Below are 20132 nucleotides of genomic sequence, written 5' to 3' on the forward strand. Positions count from 1 at the left end.
TTACGAGGCCGCCAGCGCCGGCTCCGGCTGCTCGACCGCCGTCACCGTCAGCACATGCTTCTTGCCGTCGCGGGCGGTCCAGGCGATCGACTGGCCGGCGGCGAGGCCGATCAGCGCCGCGCCGATCGGGGTCAGCACGGAGATACGGCCCTGCTCGATATCCGCCTCGCCGGGATAGACGAGCTGGACGCGGCGATGCTGGGCGCTGTCGGAGTCGAAGGTGACGAAGGAGCCCATGCGCACGACGTCGGCCGGCACCTTCCCTGGCGCGACGACCTTGGCGCGGTCCATCTCGGCGAGCAGCTCTTCGGCGACCTCAGGCACGCGCTCGAGCGCGGTGGTGGCGAGGCCGGTCAGGCGCTCATGGTCGATTTCGCCGACGATGATCTTCGGCTTGCGATGGGTCTTCTGGGGCAACTGGGTCATGGTTTGTATCCTGCGATGACGCGCGCGACGGCGGCGACAGAGCGCGACCGGCCAATTCAAAGGGTTTTTCTAGGGGAGACGCCTTGGTGTCGTGCTGCGGTGACGAAAGACAGCATCGACGGCACCCCAGGACTCGGGGCGCGCTCGGGCCGAGTCCGGGGCTAGAATTCCGCGATCGGGGCGATCCGGATCACGAGGCTGCACTTCGTCGTCATAGTCATAGAGTTGGGGGCTTAGGCCTTGCTGTCAAGGCTGACCGACCGTGCTGCCCAAAGCAAAAGGGCCGGCGCGAGCCGGCCCTTCGACAAGCGGGGTCGTCAACCCGGCTCAGCCCTTCGCCACCGCGACCTTGCGCAGATAGTCGGTGACGATGCGGGTGATGCCGCGCGAGAGCAGGTCGTCGAGCGCGTCGATGAACTCATCGCACTGCTCGCGCGTGACGATCAGCGGCGGCTCGAGCCGGATGACGTTGCGGTTGTACTCGGTGAAGGCGACGAGCATGTCGTAATCCTTCAGCAGCAGCGCGCCGATGAAGCCGCAGAGCGAGCCCTTCAACTTGTCGTCGAGCAGCGCGACCATGTGCTTGACGCCGAAGGGCATGGTCTCGCTGATGTCCTGGAACTCGACGCCGATCATCAGGCCGCGGCCGCGGATCTCCTTGAGCAGGGTCGGGTGCTTGGCGCGAAGCTCGTTCAGGCGCTCGATCAGGTAGTCGCCCTGGCGCTTGGCATTGCCCATCAGGTCCTCGTCATAGAGGACGTTGAGAGCCTCGATGGCCGAGACGCAGGCCTCGCCCATGCCGCCGAAGGTGGCCTGGGCATGGATCAGCGCCGTCTTCGGCTTGCCATAGGCCTTCATGTAGAGCTCGCGGCGGGCGATCATCGCACCCATCGCTGCCTTCGAGCCGCCGAGAGCCTTGGCGAGCGCGGTCACGTCCGGGACGACGCCGTCACGCTCGAAGGCGAAGAACTGGCCGGTGCGGCCGAGCCCGCATTGCACCTCGTCGGCGACCCAGAGCACGCCGTGCTTGTCGCAGAGCGCGCGCAATTGCCGCCAGAAGCCATCGGGCGCCTCGACGATGCCGCCGCCGCCCTGGATCGTCTCCATGACGACGATGCCGATGGAAGGATCGCTTTCCAGCGCCTGGCGCACCGCCTCGATGTCGCCGAAGGGCACCTTCACCCGGTTCTCGACCAGCTTGAACCCGGACTGGTAGAGGCTGGAATCGGTGATCGAGAGCACGCCCTTGGTCTTGCCGTGGAAGGAATTGGCGGCGTGCAGGATCTTGGACTTGCCCGGCCCCTGCGCCTGCTCGGCGACCTTCAACGCGGCTTCCATCGCCTCCGAACCGGTCGAGCCCAGGAAGACCATGTCGAGATCGCCCGGTGCGATGGTGGCGAGGTTCTTCGCCAGGGCCGAAGCATATTGCGACATGAACGCCATGCAGATCTCATGGCGGTTCTCGTCCTGGAATTTCTTCCGGGCCGCGACGATGCGCGGATGGTTGTGGCCGAAAGCGACCGAGCAGAAGCCGCCGAAGAAATCGAGGATCTTGCGGCCGTCCCTGGTGATGTAATGCATGCCCTCGGCGCGATCGACGATGATCCTGTCGAAGCCGAGCAGCTTGAGGAAATGCACCTGGCCCGGGTTGATATGGGCGGTGAAGAGCTCCTTCACCTGCTGGGCGTCGAGCTGCTTGGCAGCCTCGACACTGATCAATTGCGGGCGCGAGGGCTGCGGAGCCGCCTCGTCCGTCTTGTAGGCGGGCATGCTCATGCGGCCTTCCTCCTCAGCTCGTCCTTGGTCTTGCGGTATTCGGTGTAGGCCGCCAGCAGCATGTCCTCGTCGCGGTGTTTCGGCACCCAACCGAGCTCGCGCTTGGCCCTGGAGGTGTCGAGGATGCAGATCTCGTCGGCGATCATGTACTGCTCGGGGTCCATGATCGGCAGGTTGATCGCATCGAGACCGTTCAGCGTCAGCTTGACCAGCGAGGCCGGCGTCGGCAGCAGGATCGATTTCGAGCCGGCATGCCGGATCAGGTCGCCGAGCAGCTTCTTCACCGGCGGCGGGTCGTCCGAGCCGAGATTATAGGCGCTGTTGGGGAAATTGGCCTTCCAGGCAGCGATGCAGGCGCTGGCGCAGTCGAAGACCGAGATGAACTGATAGGGATTGTTGCCCGAGCCGATCATCGGCACCGGCAGGTTCATGTCGATCAGCTTGAACAGCTTGACCAGGATGCCGAGGCGGCCCGGCCCGATGATCAGGCGCGGCCGGAAGATCGGGATGCGAAAGCCCTTGTCGCGATAGCTCTGGCAGAGCGTCTCGGTCGCGAGCTTGCTCTCGCCATATTCGCCGAGCGGTTTGGCCGGATGCGTCTCGTCCTGCGGGACGGTGACCGAATGGCCGTAGATCATGTCGGTGGTGAAGTGGACGAGCCGGCTGGCGCCGTTCGTCTCCATCCAGTTCAGGATGTTCTGCGTGCCGTGATAGTTCACCGGCCAGAAGAAGTCGTGGCGCTCCTTCCGCGTCACGATCGGCGACAGCATCTTGGCCGAGAGATTGTAGACGAGGTCGTCCGGCGCCAGCGCGATCGCCTCGACGCTTGCCGGATCGGTCACGTCGACGCGCTGGAACGGCACCTCGCCGTAGTGCGGATGGGCGCTCTGCTGGATGTCGCAGACGAGGACGTCCTCGCCCATGCCTGCGAGATCCGCCGCCAGATGCGAGCCGACGAAGCCGTCGCCGCCGATGATGATGTGCTTCATGGATCAGCGTCGCTGGTCGGGTCGTCGGGCCGGGACCGGGATCGGCTTCAGCTGCGGCTGAACCGGAGCGAAGAGAGCGCCGAGACGGAGAATGAAGCGGGCGAACAGGTCCATGACGTCCCTCAGCTCTGTGCGATGAAGATGGTCCCCAGGACGATGAAGCCGATGCCGGCGATGCGGGCCGGGCTCAGATCCTCCTGGAAGACGAAGTAGGCGTAGACCGCGACCACGACGTAGGCGAGGCTCAGGAAAGGGTAGGCGTAGCTGATCTGCACTTTCGATAGCACGATCAGGTGCGAGGCCATGCTGACCACGAAGGTGCATAGCCCCGCGAAGACGAACGGGTTGAAGACGACGCGGAAGACGGTGGGAATCAGCCCATGACTGCCGACGTCGAGCGCCCCGACTCCGCCCATGCCGCGCTTCAGCATCAATTGCGCTGCTGCGTTGGTCAGCACCGTGAACAGAATCAGAGGCAGGTAGGCGTTCATCGACGCTGGGGTTCCGCGTGGCTGATGCAGCCATGGATCGCGCGGAAACTACTTCAAATGCCTTACGCCACAGAAGGTTATCGGCCCGTAACCTTAAAAGTGTGCTGCGCCGAACGATGAAACTCGCGGGCGCGCGGGCGTCAGAGCGCGAAGTCAGCGGCCGCGATGACAAAAGCAGCGATTGAACGATGTCGGCGGCTCGCATATGGCTAATGAACTGTTAACCGAGGGCGTCCTCCGAACATGGCCAGCCTGTTCCGGCTCGTACCCGATGCACGTGCCGAACTCCTGCAGGTGAATTCCTGGGCGCGGCCGCATCAGGCCGGCTTTGCCGCTGCGCAGCGCGCGGCGCGTTTCGGCGCGGCCGGGCCCGAGGCCTCCGCCTTCATGGCGGCGCGGCGCGAGGCGACATTGGCGCGGCTCGGCGAGGGCGCCGCAAGCTGGAACGGCTGGGCCGGCGAGATGCTGCGCCTGCGCGGCCGGATCGGCGCCGATGGCGCGCTTCTCGCGCTCTGGCGCCTCTTCGCCGATGTCGAGCTGGTCGATGAGATCTTCGAGGGCGATTTCAACGTCGCCGGCATCATCTTTCCGGCGGCCGCCCGCTTTGCCGGCAGCGCCTTCTGCGGCGACGCCTGGTTTTCCGAGGCGCATTTCCACGGCCCGGCCAGCTTCCGCGATGCCAGCTTCCGTACCGACGCCTTCTTCGACCGGTCTCATTTCGCCGGTGATGCGGATTTCGGCGCGGCGACCCTGCATGGCACGGCCGAGTTTCGCGACATGCGCTGCGAAGGCGTGGCCTGCTTCGTCGAGGCGGAGTTCGTCGGCGACGCCTGGTTCCGCGGCTCGCGCTTTGACGGCGTGACGCAGTTCCGCGGCGTGCGCCATGCCGGTGAGGCCGGTTTCGGCGATTGTCGCTTCGCCGGGGCCGCCGATTTCGGCGAGGCCGAATTCGCCGGCAATGCCGGTTTCGAGGAGACCCGTTTCGGGCAGATGGTGAGCTTCGCCGGCGCCCGTTTCGACCGCGGCGCCTGGTTCAGCAATGCTGCCTTCGACGGCCGCTCGAATTTCGAGCGCGCCCGTTTCCGCGGACGCCGGCATTTCGAGGGCATCTCGCTGGCGGCGCAGGTCTCTCCGGTCGCGCAGCAGATCGCGGCGCTGGAGCAGTTGCGCTTCGGCCGGCGCTGACTGAGCAACCGCCGCCTCTTCATCTACTCCGGCGGCTCTGGCCCGTGCCTTGCTGGCCCTCCTGCCGACGCCGCCATGAGCGGATGCGGTAAGCGAGGACGAGATGAAGCGCGAAGAGCTCACCGAGAAGATTCTCGACATCAAGCGCGAGAAGGGCTGGAGCTGGAAGCACATCACCGACGAGATCGGCGGCATGTCGGAGGTGCTGGTGATCGGCGCCTTGCTCGGCCAGATGAAGCTGGTGAAGCCGCTCGCCGAGAAAGCCGCGACCCTGTTCGGCCTCTCGGAAACCGAGAAGCGCATGCTGAACGAAGTGCCCTATCGTGGCACCGGCACGCCGATGCCGCCGACCGATCCGCTGATCTACCGCTTCTACGAGATGGTGATGGTCAACGGTCCCGCCTGGAAGGCGCTGATCGAGGAGGAGTTCGGCGACGGCATCATGTCGGCGATCGACTTCAACATCGCCTTCGAGCGCGAGCCGAACCCCAAAGGCGACCGGGTCAGGATCGCAATGTCCGGCAAGTTCCTGCCGTACAAATACTACGGCAACGAGCAGGGCATCCCGGATTACGGCTTCAAGGAAGACTGATCCGGTTCAAGGCACCTGGCCGGGCTCGAGCGTGCCGTCCTTCTGCATGGTCCGCTGCAGGGCAGGGCGTTCGAGCATCCGGCCCATATAGGCCTCGAACACCGGCAGGCGCGGCAGCACGCCGACGATGTTCATGCCGAAATGCAGGCCGGCGCCGAGCTGGGTGTCGGCGGCGGTGAAGCGCTCGCCCGCCGCATAAGGCTGCTCGCCGAGCTTCTTCGCCAGGTTGGCGACCGTGTCGGCATGCGAGCCGAAGGAGAAGCTGCGCGCTTCGTACTGGTATTTGTGGACCGCGGTCGCGATGATCGGGTCGAGCACGGCGTCGGTATAGACCAGCGAGGTCAGGAAGCTCGAGCGGTCGGCATCGCCAATGGCGGGAGCCAGCCCGGCGTCCGGGAACTGCTCGGTGAGATAGAGGCAGATCGCGGCGCGCTCGGTAACGGTCGTGCCGTCATGCACGATCGCCGGCACCTTCTTGTGCGGCTGGACGGCGCGATAGCTTTCCGGCGGGCCGCCTTCGGCGCGGATGTCGACGAGCTTCATCTCATAGGGCTGGCCGAGCTCCTCGAGCAGCCAGAGGATCGAAAAGGAGCGCGATTGCGGCGCGTGGTAGAAGGTCAGCATGGCGGTATCTCTTTCGGCGTTTCCCTGAGCGGTTGGCGAGACTGATAGGGCTCGAATCTGTCAGGAGTTGTCAGGAGTGGCCTGATATCGCCGGAGCCTTTCGGATCGAAACGCGGGTCGCTGCGGATTGGTCCCTGTCATTGGGCCGTTGCGGTTACGTCTTGCGCGCCACGAGATAGGGACGGGCGTCCCTGCCCCGGCTCGCATGGCCTTCCGCGCAGAGGATGTCGAAGCCCGCGGCCGATACGAGCTGCTTCAGATCCGGCGCCCGGAAGACGCTGACATAGGGCGCCTTTCCGAGGGCGCGCGCCATCGGCAAGGCAAGCCGGATGAGCGGGTTCATATCACCGAGACAGGCCGTCTTCGAGATGAACAGCCCGCCCGGGGCGAGCAGTGTATGGATGCTGCGCAGCGTGCCGGGCAGGTCGCGCAGCAGATGAAGATAATTGAAGCCGAGAACCGCATCGAACCGGGCCGGCTCGAACGCGAGTGCTTCCGCCGTCGCGGCGCGGAAGGCAAGTCCCGCAATCGGGCTGGCTGCGCGCTTCTCCTCGGCGATGGCGATCATTCCGGCGGAGAGGTCCGTCGCGAGATAGCTTGTGACCTCGCTTGCGAGCCGCAGCGCCGTCGTCCCGGTTCCGCAGCCGAGTTCCAGCACCGTGTCGTCCGGCTTCAACAGGGCGCGGGTCCGCTCCAGGGTGCGCTCATATCCGGCCTGGTCGGAGATCGGCGACTTGGCATATTTTCGTGACGACCGGTCCCAGAACCCGGCATCGCTCGCTGTGCTCATCCCGTGTCCCCATTCTGCGCGGCGGCTCGGCATCGGAGCTGGTATGGTTCGTAAGCCCTCGGCTTGCGAGGCAGGCCGCGACGTCACACAGTCTTTGTTGCCGAGAGATGACCTGACTGTTCGGCAGGTTCAAGCAGCAGGCCTTCATCGCACTGTACTGTTATAATATTACAATGCGCTTGGCCAGGCAGTAATCATAGTGTCATCTCGCGCGCCTAACGGACCGGCCACCGGGTTTCACTGGGGCGGAGAGGTATCATGCAGAAGCGAACTTGGCTGATGGCGGCGGCGATGCTCGCCAGCGTGGCGCCGGCGACGGCGCAGACCATCTATCCGCTGAACCGCGCCGAGATCCTCGAAGGCTCGCGCTTCGACTTCAAGGTCGAGTTTCCGAACGCGCCGGTCTCGGCCGACGTCAAGGTCACGATCAACGGCAAGCCGGTGAACGAGGCCTTCGGCCGCGAGGCCCAGTTCGTCCAGAGCGAGGAAGGCCAGAAGCACTCGGCGCTCTGGCTGCGCGGCGCCCAGCTGCCGGCCGGCCAGTACGTCATCGAGGCGACGCAGGGCAGCGACAAGGCGACCGTCAACTGGAATGTCTACGCGACCCCGGAACGGCGCGCCAAGAACGTCATCCTCTTCGTCGGCGACCGCATGTCGGTCGCGCATCGCACCGCTGCCCGCATCCTGTCGAAGGGCTGGGAGCAGGGCCTCTATGGCGGCGAACTCGCCATCGACGACATGCCGAACATGGCGCTGATCTCGACCTCGGGCACCGACTCGATCGTCACCGACAGCGCCAACTCCGCCAGCGCCTACACCACCGGCCACAAATCCTGTGTCAACGCGCTCGGCATCTATTGCGCCAAGAACGCGCTGACGCTCGACCATCCCAAGGTCGAGACGATCTCCGAGGTGATCAAGCGCAAGCGCGCCGGCATGGCGATCGGCGTCGTCACCAATTCCGAGATCGAGGATGCGACGCCGGCCTCGATGGTCGCCCATACCCGCCGCCGCTCTGACTTCAACGACATCGTCAAGATGTTCTTCGACGTGCAGCCCGACGTGATCATGGGCGGCGGTTCGCCGAACTTCCTGCCGAAGTCGACGCCCGGCACCAAGCGCACCGACGACCTCGACTTCATCGCCAAGTTCAAGGACGCGGGCTACGCGCTCGCCACCACCAAGACCGAGATGAACGCTGCGGTCGCCGGCGGCGCCAAGAAGATGCTCGGCCTCTACAACACCTCGAACATCGACGGCGCCTTCGACCTGCGCCTAGCCAAGAAGGGCTCGATCTCGAAGTTCCCGGACCAGCCGGATGTCGTCGAGCAGACCAAGGCTGCGCTCGAGATGCTGAAGGGCGCGCAGGACGGCTTCTTCCTGATGGTGGAATCGGCCCGCATCGACAAATACAGCCACTCGCTCGACTGGGAGCGCGCGGTGTTCGACACGATCATGCTCGACAATGCGGTCAAGGCGGCCAAGGACTTCGCCGGCGATCGCAACGATACGCTGATCATCGTCGTGCCGGACCACGCCCATCCGATCTCGATCATCGGTACCTATGACGACGATCGCCCCGGCCAGCTGCTGCGCGACAAGCTCGGCACCTACAACGAGTCGCTGCCGCCGAATTACGGTCCGCGCGATGCCGACGGCTACCCGACCAAGCTCGACACCTCGCGCCGCCTCGCCGTCGCCTTCGGCAGCTATCCCGACACCTGCGACACCGGCCGGCCCTATCTCGATGGCGAGCGCGTCCCGGCTGTGAAGGGCCCGGACGGCAAGACCAACGTCGCCAACGAGAAGGACTGCACCGGTCCGCTCGCCACCCGCAAGCAGGGCAACCTGCCCTTCGACGCCAACTCCGGTGTCCACGCGGCCGACGACGTGCTGCTCACTGCGATGGGCCCGGGCGCCGAGCGCTTCCGCGGCCACAAGCCGAACACCTTCGTCTTCCGCGTCATGGCGGAAGCGCTGGCCCTCGGCGGCAAGTGACCTATGATCGAGCAGGACGCATGATCTCGCATCGGCCGCACCTGCTCCCGACGCTTTCCCGCCGCGGGCTCCTCACGGGGCTCGCGGCGTTGCCCGTCTCGCTGCGCGCGTTCGCGGCGGAGGTGGAGACATTGACCTTCGACGGCCTCTACAAATCCTTCGGCGTGCTCGGCTTCCAGTTCTCCGACCGGGCGACCTCGCTGCGCGGCAAGCCGGTCCGGATCACCGGCTACATGGCGCCGCCGCTGAAGCCGGAGAGCCATTTCTTCGTGCTGACGCGCGAGCCGCTGGCGATCTGCCCGTTCTGCCAGTCGGATGCCGACTGGCCGGTCGACATCGTCGTGGTGTTCATGCGCGCGGCGACGCCGATGGTCAGTGCCGGCCAGAAGGTCGCGGTCAGCGGCCGGCTCGAGATCGGCTCCTCGACCGATGCCGAGACCGGCTTCGTCAGCCAGATCAGGCTCGTCGATGCCGGTTTCCACAGCGTTTGAGTGGCAGCCCGGCGTGGCCCGGCCCTTGCGGTTTTCCGGTGTGCAGGTCGACCATCGCGACGGTGACGGGCGGCCTTTTCGCGTGCTCGACATCCCCGAATTCACCGTGCCTCCCGGCGCGCTGATAGGCCTGCGCGGCCCATCCGGTTCGGGCAAGACCTCGCTTCTGCATCTCGCCGCCGGGCTGTTCTCGCCTGATGCCGGCAGCGTTGGCTGGGGCGATGTCGCGGTCTCCTCGATACCGGGTGTGGCGCGCGACCGCTGGCGGCGCGAGACGGTCGGCTTCGTCTTCCAGGATTTCCATCTCGTGCCCGAGCTCGACGTGCTCGCCAACATCACCCTGCCGGCGAGCTTTTCGGGTTGGCGGCGGACGGAAAGCCAGGTCGCGCGCGCCACCGCACTCGCCGGGCGCATGGGCCTCAACGATCTGCGCCGGCGCGCCGCGGTGCTCTCGCGTGGCGAGCAGCAGCGCGTCGCGATCGCGCGGGCTTTGTTCAACGCGCCGGCGCTGATCCTCGCCGATGAGCCGACGGCGAGCCTCGACCCGGCGCATGCGGCCGAGGTCGGGGCCCTGCTGGTTGAGATCGCGGCCGAGAGCGGCGCGACGCTGCTCTGCGCTTCGCATGACCAGGCGCTGCTGGCGCGGATGCAGCATGTCGCAGCGATCGGCGAGGGGCCGCTCCTCCTGAGGGACGCGGCATGAACCCGCTGCCGATGGTCATCGCCGACCTCCGAGCGCTGCGCTGGACCGCCGCGGCGATCATGGCGCTGGTCGCGCTGGCGGTGGCGATCGGCGTCGCCATCGGCGCGCAGGAGCGGGCGTTGCGTCAGGCCTCGGCCCGGGCGGCCGATGATTTCGACCTGCTGATCGGCGCGCCCGGCAGCCAGACGCAACTTGTGATGTCGGCGATCTACCTGCAGCCCGAGGCGCTGCCGCTGATCGACGGGCGCCTGCTCAATGAACTTTCCCGCGACCCGCGCGTCGCCGCCGTCGCGCCGCTCGCCTTCGGCGACATCGCCCGCGGCCATCCGGTGATCGGCACGACGCTTGGCTTTGCCAGCCGCTGGGGCCGCCTGCAGCCGCGCGAGGGGCGCCTGTTCGCGCGCGAGGGCGAGGCCGTGCTCGGCGCCGACGTCACCTACAAGCTCGGCGAGAGCATCGAGCCGTCGCACGCCATCGCCGGGCATTGGCCCAAGCGCGGCTTCGCCGATGCCGAAGAGGCGAGCCATCGTCATGAGGGTCACGCCTATGTCGCGGTCGGCCGCCTGCCGCGGCTGGGCTCGCCCTTCGACCGGGCGATCCTGGTGCCGGTCGAGAGCGTCTGGGAGGTACACGGGCTCGGCAACGGCCATGCCGGCGAGGGCGCTGCGCTCGGGCCGCCCTTCGACGGCCAGCGCATTCCCGGCGTGCCGGCGCTGGTGGTGAAGCCGAAGGGCGTCGCCGACGCTTATGCGCTCCGGGCGCGCTATCGGCAGGGCGGCACCATGGCCTTCTTCCCGGCCGAGGTGCTGGTCGGGTTCTACCGCACGCTCGGTGATGTCGGGCAGGTGCTCAGCGTCGCCTCGCTGCTCAATGCCGTGCTGATCCTGGCGGCGATTTTCCTGCTGCTCGTCGCCGTGACCGGCCTCAGGCGCCGTCGCTACGCGGTGCTGCGGGCGCTCGGTGCGCCACGCGCTTATGTGCTGATGGTGGTCTGGCTCGGTATGGCCGGGTTGGTCGCGGCGGGGTGTGCGCTCGGCCTTGGGCTAGGGGCGGCCGCGACGCTCGCGGTCTCCGGCCTGTTCGAGGCGCGGACGGGCCTCAGGCTCTCTTTCGCGCTCGGCTCGGCGGAGCTGTCACAGGTCGGGCTGATCCTGCTGCTCGGCTCGCTGGCGGCGCTCATTCCGGCGGCGCTGTCCTATCGCCGCTCGATCACGGCAGGGTTGCGCGGCTGATCCGGGGTTGACCCCGCTTTGCCTCTTCCGGTTAAATCCCGGCGGGGGGCGTTGCAGGGATCATCATGCTACGCGCCATTATTCTGACTGCCACGATTCTCGCCTTCGCCACGCCTGCGTCGGCCTATTCCAATCCGATCAGCCGCGGGCTCGCGGACTTCCTCAACATCTTCAGCGAACAGCCGGTGCCACGCCAGACCGTGGCCTGGAGCGGCAAGCAGGCGCCCGGCACGGTGGTCGTCTCGACCAGCCAGCGGCGGCTCTACTACGTGCTCGGGCACGGGCAGGCCATCCGCTATGGCGTCGGCGTCGGCCGGCAGGGCTTCAGCTGGTCGGGAACCAAGACCGTCACGCGCAAGCGCGAATGGCCGGACTGGCGCCCGCCCGCGGCGATGCTGAAACGCCGCCCCGACCTGCCGCGCTACATGGAAGGCGGGATGGAGAACCCGCTCGGCGCGCGGGCGATCTATCTCGGATCGAGCCTCTACCGCATCCATGGCTCGAATGAGCCCGACACGATCGGGGCCGCGGTCTCGTCGGGCTGCATCCGGATGACCAATCGCGATGTGACGGATCTCTATGATCGCGTCAGGCCGGGCACCAAGGTCATCGTGCAGCGCTAGCTGTCGCTGTGGCCGCGCCTGATGCGCCGGACCATCAGCCAAACGCCGAGGATCGCGACCGGCACGAACAAGGCGGTCGCGATACCGACATCGATCGGCAGGTAACCGGCATCCTTGGCGCCCTTGGCGAGATAGCCGAACAGGCTGACGATGTAATAGCCGATCGCCGCGACCGAGAGCCCTTCGACCGTCTGCTGCAGGCGTAGTTGCAATCGCGTGCGATCGTTCATCGCCGCGAGCAGGTCACGGTTCTGCTGTTCGAGCGCGACATCGACGCGGGTGCGCAGGAGATTGGCGGCACGGGCGAGCCGTCGCGACAGGTCGAGCTGGCGCTGCTGCAGCATCTGGCAGGTGCGCATCGCCGGCGCCATCCGCCGCGACAGGAAGGCGGCGATGGTCGGCCAGCCGCCATAGGGCGCCTCGCCGATCGCCTCCAGCCGCTGGCCGACGATGCTGTCATAGGCGCGGCTGGCGCCGAAGCGATAGTTCGCCGAGGCTGCTTCCGACTCCATCGTCGCGGCGATCGCCGTCATCTCGTCGAGCAGGGCATTGTCGGCGGCGAGCCCGTCGGTCTGCATCATCGTGCCGGCGATGCGGACCAGCACCTCCTCGGTTCGGCGCACGGAGGGCGCGAGGCGGTGCGCCTCCGGCAGGCCAAGCAGCGCCAGCACGCGATAGGTCTCGACCTCCAACAACCGCTGCGCCAGCGCGCCGGCCCGTGCCGGGGTGAGCGCCCGGTCGAGCACCAGGATGCGCACGAAGCCGTCGGCGCCGGCGCGGAAATCGGTCGCGGTGATGGCCGCCTCGCCATCGACCAGCGAGGCGGCGAGGCTCGCCGGGTCGAATAATGGTCCGGGATCGGGGGCAGCCACTTCGGGCAGCAAATGCAGGTCGACAGCCACCAGATGCGGCCCGGGCTGCGGCAGGGCGTGCATGCCGTGCGGCAGGACGGTGGTCGACGGCAGGAAGGGGATCGTGCCGGGGGAGGGCAGTTCCCAGGTGTAGGTGGTGAACTCGCTGTGCTGTTCCCAGCGCAGGCTGGCCTCACCGAGCCTCGTACGATGATGCTTGGCGCCCTCGGCCGGGCCGGGTACGCCGCGCTCGGCACAGAAGCGGGCCAGCGCCTCGCGATCGGCGGCGGCCTGCGCCTGATCGGTCATGAAGGCGAAATGCAGCAGCCGCTGCGGCGTCGACAGGGCTGCGAAGGGGCGGGCATGGATCTCGCCGAGGATGGCGCCGCGCGACGGGTGTGCGACCAGCGTCGGCGCGCCGTTTTCGGTGATCCGGTCCATGTTGTCCTGCCCCTTTGCGCGCGCCATTCGGCTTTCACGCGATTGGAAGCTTGCCGGAAAGCGCAGTGCGCCGCGAGTCGGGCACGGTGTCGCAAGGGCAGTGCACTGGTGACATGATCCGGCGCCGTTGCTGCCTAGGTTTCGCCCATGCCACTGCCCAATCGCATCCGCCCCGATGGCTCGCTCTTCGCCGATCCGGCGCGGGGTCTCCTGTTCGGCAATCGCGGCGGCAAGTTCCACGACCCGGCGACGCAGGCGCTGCCGATGCGGCTGTTCGCGACCAAGCAGTGGATCTGCTGCGTGCTCTCGTTCAAGGGCCGGCAGCGTGATGTCTGGGGCCGCTATTACACCGAGCTGTTCTTCTGCGACGAGGTGACGGCGCTTGCCGCCGGGCATCGCCCTTGCGTCGAATGCCGGCGTGCCGATGCGCATGCTTACCGGGCAGCGTTGGTCAACGGACTCGGTCTCACCGAGGTGCCGCTTTTTCCTGTGATCGACGAGCGGCTCGATCGCGAGCGGCGCGACGGCAGGGAAAAGCGCCTGCATCGGCTGCCGGCGGAGAACCTGCCGGACGGGGCGATGATCGTCACGCCCGAGGGCGAGTTCCTCGCTCTGCGCGGCTCCAAGGCCCTGCTCTGGTCGCCCTCAGGCTATGTCGCGAGCCGGCCGCGCCCGGCCGGGCAGGTTTCCGTCGTCACGCCGCCGTCGTCGCTGACCGCGCTTGTGAACGGCTATCAACCTCTCTGGCATCCGAGCGCTGCCGAGATGGCCTGAAAGCCAGGGAGCCCGCCTTGTCATCCCCACGGACTGTGGCACACCCTTGCGCCTGGCGGATCGCGGCGCGCGCAGGGGCGCATGGCCTGGCCGATCCCGGGGGAAAGCTCATGTTGCGGAAGACCGTCCTCGCGCTCGCCTTTGCGCTCGCCGGTTTCAGCGGTTCGCCCGGCTTGGCCGGCGCGCTCCAGATCACCGATGCCGACCCGATCGCGGTGGTCACGGTCCCGGACTCCTGGACGACGGCGAAGATCAAGCGCGGCGTCGAGATCAAGACGCCGGACGAGGAGATCTATCTCTGGTTCGAGCTGATCGCGCCCGGCGAGCTCGACACTCTGCAGAAGGAGCACAACAGCTATTTCGAGAAGGAAGGCGTGACCGTCACCGGCGCCTCCGAGACGGTGAAGCAGGAGGTCAAGGGCAAGGCCTGGTCGTTCACCGAGCTCAAGGCCAAGAGCAAGGACGGCGACTCGCTGATCCGCTACGTCGCGATCAATCCGAACGTGGCGAGCGGCAAGATCATCATGATGACCTATTGGGCCTCGCTCGACGGCCACAAGGAGCATGATGCGGCGATGAAGGGGATCATCGACAGCATCGCCTATAAATGAGATGGCGCCGGCGGTGGAACCGCCGGCCGGTCCGCGACGTTGTCCCGTCATCTTCACCCGATGACAATCAAGGGGTTAGCGTCGATGCGTTCGATCATTCTGTGGCTGGTCGGCATTCCGATCCCGATCATTATCCTGCTCTGGTTCTTCATGCGCTGACAGGAACTGGTAGAAGGACTTGCTATGGCCGGGCTCGCCCGGCCATTCTTGTTTCGCGGGATGTCGTGCCGGCAGGGCGAAACGGCACCATCCCGCTTCATCCCTTTGCCGTGCTGCGAGTATAGCGTTCGCCCATGCAACCGATCATCCAGATATCCGGCCTGTCGAAGACCTATGCTTCGGGCTTCCAGGCACTGAAAACCGTCGACCTCGACATCCGGCGCGGCGAGATCTTCGCCCTGCTCGGACCCAACGGCGCCGGCAAGACGACGCTGATCAGCATCGTCTGTGGCATCGTCAATCCGAGCACCGGCACGGTCCTCGCCGATGGCCACGACATCATCCGCGACTACCGCGCCGCGCGCAGCCGGATCGGCCTCGTGCCGCAGGAGCTGACCACCGACGCCTTCGAGACGGTGTGGGCGACGGTGAGCTTCAGCCGAGGCCTGTTCGGCAAGCCGAAGAATCCGGCGGTCGTCGAGCAGGTGCTGCGCGACCTCTCGCTCTGGGACAAGCGCGACAGCAAGATCATGACGCTGTCGGGCGGCATGAAGCGGCGCGTGCTGATCGCCAAGGCGCTGGCGCACGAACCCCAGATCCTTTTTCTCGACGAACCGACCGCAGGCGTCGACGTCGAGCTCCGCCAGGACATGTGGAAACTGGTGCGGCGGCTGCAGGAGAGCGGCGTCACCATCATCCTGACCACGCACTATATCGAGGAGGCCGAGGAGATGGCCGACCGGGTCGGCGTGATCAGCAAGGGCGAGATCATCCTGGTCGAGGAGAAGGCCGAGCTGATGCGCAAGCTCGGCCAGAAGCAGCTCACCCTGCACCTCCAGACGCCGCTCGCTGCGGTACCTGAAGCGTTGGCCGGTTACGGCCTGACGCTCCAGGCCGAGGGCGAGGAACTGGTCTACACCTACGACACCAAGGCCGAGCGCACCGGCATCACCGCCTTGATGAAGGATCTCGCCGACGCCGGCATCCGCTTCAGCGACCTGCGCACCAGCCAGTCCTCGCTCGAGGACATCTTCGTCGGCCTGCTGAGGGCGAACGCATGAACCTGCACGCAATCAAGGCGATCTACCGTTTCGAGATGGCCCGCACCTGGCGTACGCCGCTGCAGAGCATCCTCTCGCCGGTGATCTCGACCTCGCTCTATTTCGTCGTCTTCGGCGCGGCGATCGGCTCGCATATGGGCGCTATCGACGGCGTGCCCTATGGCGCTTTCATCGTGCCCGGCCTGGTCATGCTCTCGCTGCTGACCCAGAGCATCGCCAACGCCTCCTTCGCGATCTATTTCCCGAAATTCGTCGGCACGATCTTCGAGCTACTGTCGGCGCCGGTCGCCTGGTGGGAGGCGGTCTTCGCCTATGTCGCGGCGGCGGCGACGAAATCGGTGATCCTCGGGCTGATCATCCTCGCCACCGCCTTCCTGTTCGTGCCGCTGAAGATCGCCCATCCGGTCTGGATGCTGCTCTTCCTGATCCTGACGGCGGCAACTTTCAGCCTGTTCGGCTTCATCATCGGCGTCTGGGCCGACGGCTTCGAGAAATTGCAGGCGATCCCGCTGCTGATCATCACGCCGCTGACCTTCCTTGGCGGCTCGTTCTACTCGATCGACATGCTGCCGCCGTTCTGGCGCGCGGTGACGCTTTTCAATCCGGTGGTCTACCTGATCAGCGGCTTCCGCTGGAGCTTCAACGGCGTCGCCGATGTCGGCATCGAAGTCAGTCTCGCCATGACACTGGTCTTCCTCGGCGCCTGCATCGCGGTGATCGCCTGGATCTTCAAGACCGGCTACCGGCTGAAGAACTGAAACCCGAGCCGGATCCGATCAGGTTGGCACAACCTGATCGGTGAAACCGTCTCGCGGGCGTTTCAGGCGGCCTTGATCTGGCCAAAGAAGGTCGCGACGGCGCCGCGCAGCGCTTCGGCCTCGCGCGCCAGGTTCTCGGCGGTGCGCAGCGTGTCGGAAGCGGCGCCGGTCGCCTCGCCGGAGGCCGCGGCGAGGCTGTCGAGCGCCATGGCGGCGGTTGCGGCGCCATCGGCCGTCGCCTGGGCGTTGCGGGCGATTTCCGAGGTCGTGCTCTTCTGCTGCTCGGTCGCGGCGGCGATGGCGCTGGTATGCTGCGAGACTTCGGTGATCGTCGCTGCGATGGCGCTGATCGCGTTGACGGCGTCGGTGGCCTCGCCATGGAAGGTCCCGATCTGGCGGGCGATCGCGTTCGTCGCTTCGGCGGTGCGGCTGGCCAATGTCTTGACCTCGGTGGCGACGACGGCAAAACCGCGCCCGGCCTCGCCGGCGCGAGCGGCCTCGATCGTCGCGTTGAGCGCCAGCAGATTGGTCTGCTCGGCGATGTCGCGGATCAGGTCGATGACGTTGACGATGCGTTCGGAAGCACGCGCCAGGCCATCGACGCGCCGGCTCACGCCCTGTGCATCGTCTGCGGCACTGTTGACCATCGCACTCGCCCGCGTCACGCGCTCGGCGATCTCGGCGATCGAGCTCGACAGTTCTTCGGCCGCGGCCGCGACGTGCTGGACTTTGCCGGATGCATCCTGCGAGGCGTTCTGTGCCCCGTCGATCTGCATGGTGCGGGCGCTGGCGATCTCGCTCACCGCCCGCGCTGCGCCTTCGAGCGTATGGGCGCCGGTCTCGACGGTCTCCAGCGCATCGGCGAGCCTTGCGTCGAAGGCGGCGACGATTTCGGCGATCCGCTGCTGGCGCGCGGCGCGGCCGGCTTCGGCTTGCGTCGCGGCGGCTTCGAGCGTCCCGCGGGCGCGGGCGTGATCGCGGAAGACCTCGACGGCCCGCGCCATGTCGCCGATCTCGTCCTGACGCTGGACCAGCGGCACGGCCGTGATCGGCTCGGCATCGGCCAGGCTGCGCATCGTCGTCGCCAGTGTCTGCAGGGGCCGGGCGACGCGCCGGTTCACGACCAGCAAGGTGAGGGCGAGGCCGATCAGGATCAGCAGGGTGCCGAGGCCGATCTGCAGGTCGGCGCTGTCGCGCTGCAATATGGCGAGCCCGGTCCCGATCGCATCGCTACGGGCGGCGTCGCTGGCGGCGAGGCGCTTCAGCGCCTCGTTCAACGCCTTTCGCGCATTGCGATTGGCCTCGTCGTCTCCGAGCGCGCGTGCGGCGGCGATCGAACCGTCGCGCCCGAGACGGACGATCTCGCGGCGGAAGCGGATGAATTCCCGCATGCTGGTGTCGACGGCAGCGAAGGCGGCGCGGTCCTGCTCGTCGATCAGCAGGCGCCATTCGTCCATCAGGATATCGATCTCGGCGAGCCCCTGCAGCAGGAGAGGCGCGAAGCGCTCGGCCCCGGTGCTGTCGGCGCTCATGTAGATGCCGCGCGATTCCATCACGGAGGCGTTCACCAGGCCGTTGACCCGCTCGGCGACGCTGGAGCGGCGCGAGGCCGCCTGCATCTCCTGCGTCACCCTGGCGTATTGCCCGAGGCTATGGACGCCGAGGCCGATCGCCAAGGCGGCTGCTATGACGAGAAGCGATATCGCAGCGAGGATCTGGCTCGAGATGGTGCGTGGCGTGGCCATCTTTGTCGCGAAACGGCAGGCCGCGGCTTGGTCACGGTGCGCAGCTGGGAACCCAGCGCCCATAAAAGCATGGTCCGGTTAAATTTGCGTTGGAACGCAGGCCATGCGCACGCGGACCGGGACGTCGCGATGATGCTTCGCCCGATTGACTCGGACGGCGGCATCCTGTCTTGACCACGCCATGACCGATCTTTCGACCTTCGACAACCCGGCGGCCGCCGCGGCGCCCCATGCGCGCCGGCGGACCTTCGCCATCATCTCGCACCCGGACGCGGGCAAGACCACGCTGACCGAGAAGCTGCTCTATTTCGGCGGCGCGATCCAACTCGCCGGCGAGGTGCGCGCAAAGGCGGGCCGGCGCCAGACTTCCTCCGACTGGATGAAGATCGAGCGCCAGCGCGGCATCTCGGTCGTCACCTCGGTGATGACCTTCGAATATGACGGGCGCGTCTTCAACCTGCTCGACACGCCGGGCCACGAAGACTTCTCGGAAGATACCTATCGCACGCTGACCGCCGTCGATTCGGCGGTGATGGTGATCGACGCCGCCAAGGGCATCGAGGCGCGCACCAAGAAGCTGTTCGAGGTCTGCCGTCTCAGAGACATCCCGATCGTCACCTTCATCAACAAGGTCGATCGCGAGACGCGCGATCCCTTCGACCTGCTCAACGAGATCGAGACGACGCTGGCGCTCGACGTCGCGCCGATGACCTGGCCGGTCGGGCGCGGGCGCGAGTTCGTCGGCACGCTCGACCTTGCCTCCAATACGCTGCGCCGCAACCAGAAGGGCGACGAGAGCGATGCCGGCCAGGCGGTCGACGGCGAGGACGACAAGCTCTTCGACGAGTTGCTGCCCAATGGAGCCGTCGACACTTTCCGCGAAGAAGTCTTCCTGGCGCGTGAGGGCTGCAAGCCCTTCGATCTCGAAGCCTTCCGCGAGGGCCATCTGACGCCGGTCTATTTCGGTGCGGCGCTGCGCGATTATGGCGTGCGCGATCTGATCGATGCACTCGGCAAGCTGGCGCCGAGCCCGCGGGCGCAGCAGGCGGACAAGCGCGCGATCGAGGCGGGCGAGCCGAAAATGACCGGCTTCGTCTTCAAGATCCAGGCGAACATGGACCCGAACCACCGCGACCGCATCGCGTTCATGCGGGTCTGCTCGGGCAAGCTCTCGCGCGGCATGAAGGCCAAGCTGGTGCGCACTGGCAAGCCGCTGCCGCTGAACGCGCCGCAATTCTTCTTCGCCCGCGACCGTTCGATCGCCGAGGAGGCTTTTGCAGGCGACATCGTCGGCCTGCCGAACCACGGCACGCTGCGCATAGGCGACACGCTGACCGAGGGCGAGGACATCGTCTTCCGCGGCGTGCCGAGCTTCGCGCCGGAAATCCTGCGCCGCGTCAAGCTCAAGGACGCGATGAAGGCGAAGAAGCTGCGCGAGGCCTTGCAGCAGATGGCGGAGGAGGGCGTGGTCCAGCTCTTCCTGCCGCATGACGGCGCCCCGGCTATCGTCGGGGTCGTCGGCGCGCTGCAGCTCGACGTGCTCAAGGAGCGCATGGAGGCTGAGTATTCGCTGCCGGTCGATTTCGAGCCCTGCCAGTTCGCGATCGCGCGCTGGATATCGAGCGACGACAAGCTTGCCCTGCAGAAGTTCGTCGGCGCCAAGCCCTCGTCCATGGCGGATGATCTCGACGGCGATCCGGTCTTCATGGCCTCGTCGCAGTTCACCCTGAAATACGACGCCGAGCGCGCGCCGGAGATCAATTTCTCCGATGTGAAGGACTATCAGAAGGTGTCCGGGAGCTGAGCCGGAGG

General features: G+C 66.7%; 20 protein-coding genes. 12 read left to right on the forward strand and 8 right to left on the reverse strand.

Features of this window, described 5'->3' with window-relative positions:
* From rnk to ASE66_RS21855, 4 genes are all read right to left on the reverse strand, one after another.
* The gene (gene rnk / locus ASE66_RS21840; protein WP_057191784.1) at positions 1–426 is read right to left on the reverse strand and encodes a nucleoside diphosphate kinase regulator; all 426 of its coding nucleotides are present in this window, start codon (positions 424–426) and stop codon (positions 1–3) included.
* A gap of 327 nt (positions 427–753) precedes the next feature.
* Positions 754–2202, reverse strand: a complete 1449-nt coding sequence (locus ASE66_RS21845; protein WP_057191785.1) for an aspartate aminotransferase family protein — start codon at positions 2200–2202, stop codon at positions 754–756.
* Positions 2199–3191 carry an NAD-dependent epimerase/dehydratase family protein gene (locus ASE66_RS21850; RefSeq protein WP_057191786.1) on the reverse strand — a complete coding sequence of 331 codons (993 nt, stop codon included), beginning with the start codon at positions 3189–3191 and terminating at the stop codon, positions 2199–2201. Before ASE66_RS21850 ends, ASE66_RS21845 begins: the two co-directional genes overlap by 4 nt.
* 122 nt (positions 3192–3313) lie before the next feature.
* Positions 3314–3682, reverse strand: a complete 369-nt coding sequence (locus ASE66_RS21855; protein ID WP_057191787.1) for a transporter — start codon at positions 3680–3682, stop codon at positions 3314–3316.
* Positions 3683–3925: 243 nt separating this feature from the next.
* Between ASE66_RS21855 and ASE66_RS21860 the strand changes: the two genes are divergently transcribed.
* Together ASE66_RS21860 and cynS are read left to right on the forward strand one after the other, a co-directional pair.
* Positions 3926–4867 carry a pentapeptide repeat-containing protein gene (locus ASE66_RS21860; protein WP_057191788.1) on the forward strand — a complete coding sequence of 314 codons (942 nt, stop codon included), beginning with the start codon at positions 3926–3928 and terminating at the stop codon, positions 4865–4867.
* A 103-nt stretch (positions 4868–4970) separates the two neighbouring features.
* Positions 4971–5459: a cyanase gene (gene cynS, locus ASE66_RS21865; RefSeq protein WP_057191789.1), complete on the forward strand. Its 489-nt coding sequence runs from the start codon at positions 4971–4973 to the stop codon at positions 5457–5459.
* A gap of 6 nt (positions 5460–5465) precedes the next feature.
* Here the strand turns inward: cynS and ASE66_RS21870 are convergent, their stop codons facing one another.
* On the reverse strand, positions 5466–6083 hold the full coding sequence (locus ASE66_RS21870; protein ID WP_057191790.1) for a glutathione S-transferase family protein: 618 nt from the start codon (positions 6081–6083) through the stop codon (positions 5466–5468).
* Between the two features lie 154 nt (positions 6084–6237).
* Positions 6238–6873 (reverse strand): class I SAM-dependent methyltransferase, encoded by a 636-nt coding sequence (locus ASE66_RS21875; protein ID WP_057191791.1) that lies wholly within the window; start codon positions 6871–6873, stop codon positions 6238–6240.
* A 258-nt stretch (positions 6874–7131) separates the two neighbouring features.
* Here ASE66_RS21875 and ASE66_RS21880 point away from each other — a divergent pair, with 258 nt between their 5' ends.
* From ASE66_RS21880 to ASE66_RS21900, 5 genes are all read left to right on the forward strand, one after another.
* Positions 7132–8871 (forward strand): alkaline phosphatase, encoded by a 1740-nt coding sequence (locus ASE66_RS21880; protein ID WP_057191792.1) that lies wholly within the window; start codon positions 7132–7134, stop codon positions 8869–8871.
* A gap of 20 nt (positions 8872–8891) precedes the next feature.
* A complete protein-coding gene (locus ASE66_RS21885; protein WP_057191793.1) occupies positions 8892–9362 on the forward strand; it encodes a hypothetical protein in 471 nt (156 codons plus the stop codon).
* A 13-nt stretch (positions 9363–9375) separates the two neighbouring features.
* Complete coding sequence (locus ASE66_RS21890; RefSeq protein ID WP_200964628.1) at positions 9376–10065, forward strand: ABC transporter ATP-binding protein; 690 nt, start codon at positions 9376–9378, stop codon at positions 10063–10065.
* A complete protein-coding gene (locus tag ASE66_RS21895; RefSeq protein ID WP_057191795.1) occupies positions 10062–11297 on the forward strand; it encodes an FtsX-like permease family protein in 1236 nt (411 codons plus the stop codon). Before ASE66_RS21890 ends, ASE66_RS21895 begins: the two co-directional genes overlap by 4 nt.
* Before the next feature lie 65 nt (positions 11298–11362).
* Complete coding sequence (locus tag ASE66_RS21900; RefSeq protein WP_057191796.1) at positions 11363–11920, forward strand: L,D-transpeptidase; 558 nt, start codon at positions 11363–11365, stop codon at positions 11918–11920.
* On the opposite strand, the gene ASE66_RS21905 is transcribed toward ASE66_RS21900, so the two are convergent.
* The gene (locus ASE66_RS21905) at positions 11917–13239 is read right to left on the reverse strand and encodes a DUF3422 domain-containing protein (RefSeq protein WP_082613634.1); all 1323 of its coding nucleotides are present in this window, start codon (positions 13237–13239) and stop codon (positions 11917–11919) included. The two genes, ASE66_RS21900 and ASE66_RS21905, sit on opposite strands and share 4 nt — an antisense overlap.
* A 120-nt stretch (positions 13240–13359) precedes the next feature.
* Here ASE66_RS21905 and ASE66_RS21910 point away from each other — a divergent pair, with 120 nt between their 5' ends.
* From ASE66_RS21910 to ASE66_RS21925, 4 genes are all read left to right on the forward strand, one after another.
* Positions 13360–13986: a hypothetical protein gene (locus ASE66_RS21910; protein WP_057191797.1), complete on the forward strand. Its 627-nt coding sequence runs from the start codon at positions 13360–13362 to the stop codon at positions 13984–13986.
* Between the two features lie 110 nt (positions 13987–14096).
* Positions 14097–14597 (forward strand): hypothetical protein, encoded by a 501-nt coding sequence (locus tag ASE66_RS21915; RefSeq protein WP_057191798.1) that lies wholly within the window; start codon positions 14097–14099, stop codon positions 14595–14597.
* 293 nt (positions 14598–14890) lie between these two features.
* On the forward strand, positions 14891–15817 hold the full coding sequence (locus ASE66_RS21920; protein ID WP_057191799.1) for an ABC transporter ATP-binding protein: 927 nt from the start codon (positions 14891–14893) through the stop codon (positions 15815–15817).
* The gene (locus ASE66_RS21925) at positions 15814–16575 is read left to right on the forward strand and encodes an ABC transporter permease (RefSeq protein WP_057191800.1); all 762 of its coding nucleotides are present in this window, start codon (positions 15814–15816) and stop codon (positions 16573–16575) included. Before ASE66_RS21920 ends, ASE66_RS21925 begins: the two co-directional genes overlap by 4 nt.
* A gap of 62 nt (positions 16576–16637) precedes the next feature.
* On the opposite strand, the gene ASE66_RS21930 is transcribed toward ASE66_RS21925, so the two are convergent.
* Positions 16638–18320 (reverse strand): methyl-accepting chemotaxis protein, encoded by a 1683-nt coding sequence (locus ASE66_RS21930; protein WP_057191801.1) that lies wholly within the window; start codon positions 18318–18320, stop codon positions 16638–16640.
* Positions 18321–18501: 181 nt separating this feature from the next.
* Between ASE66_RS21930 and ASE66_RS21935 the strand changes: the two genes are divergently transcribed.
* Positions 18502–20124, forward strand: a complete 1623-nt coding sequence (locus ASE66_RS21935; RefSeq protein WP_057191802.1) for a peptide chain release factor 3 — start codon at positions 18502–18504, stop codon at positions 20122–20124.
* The last annotated feature ends 8 nt before the right edge of the window (positions 20125–20132 follow it).

The organism is Allobosea sp. Root483D1, assembly GCF_001429505.1.
GTDB lineage: Bacteria > Pseudomonadota > Alphaproteobacteria > Rhizobiales > Beijerinckiaceae > Allobosea.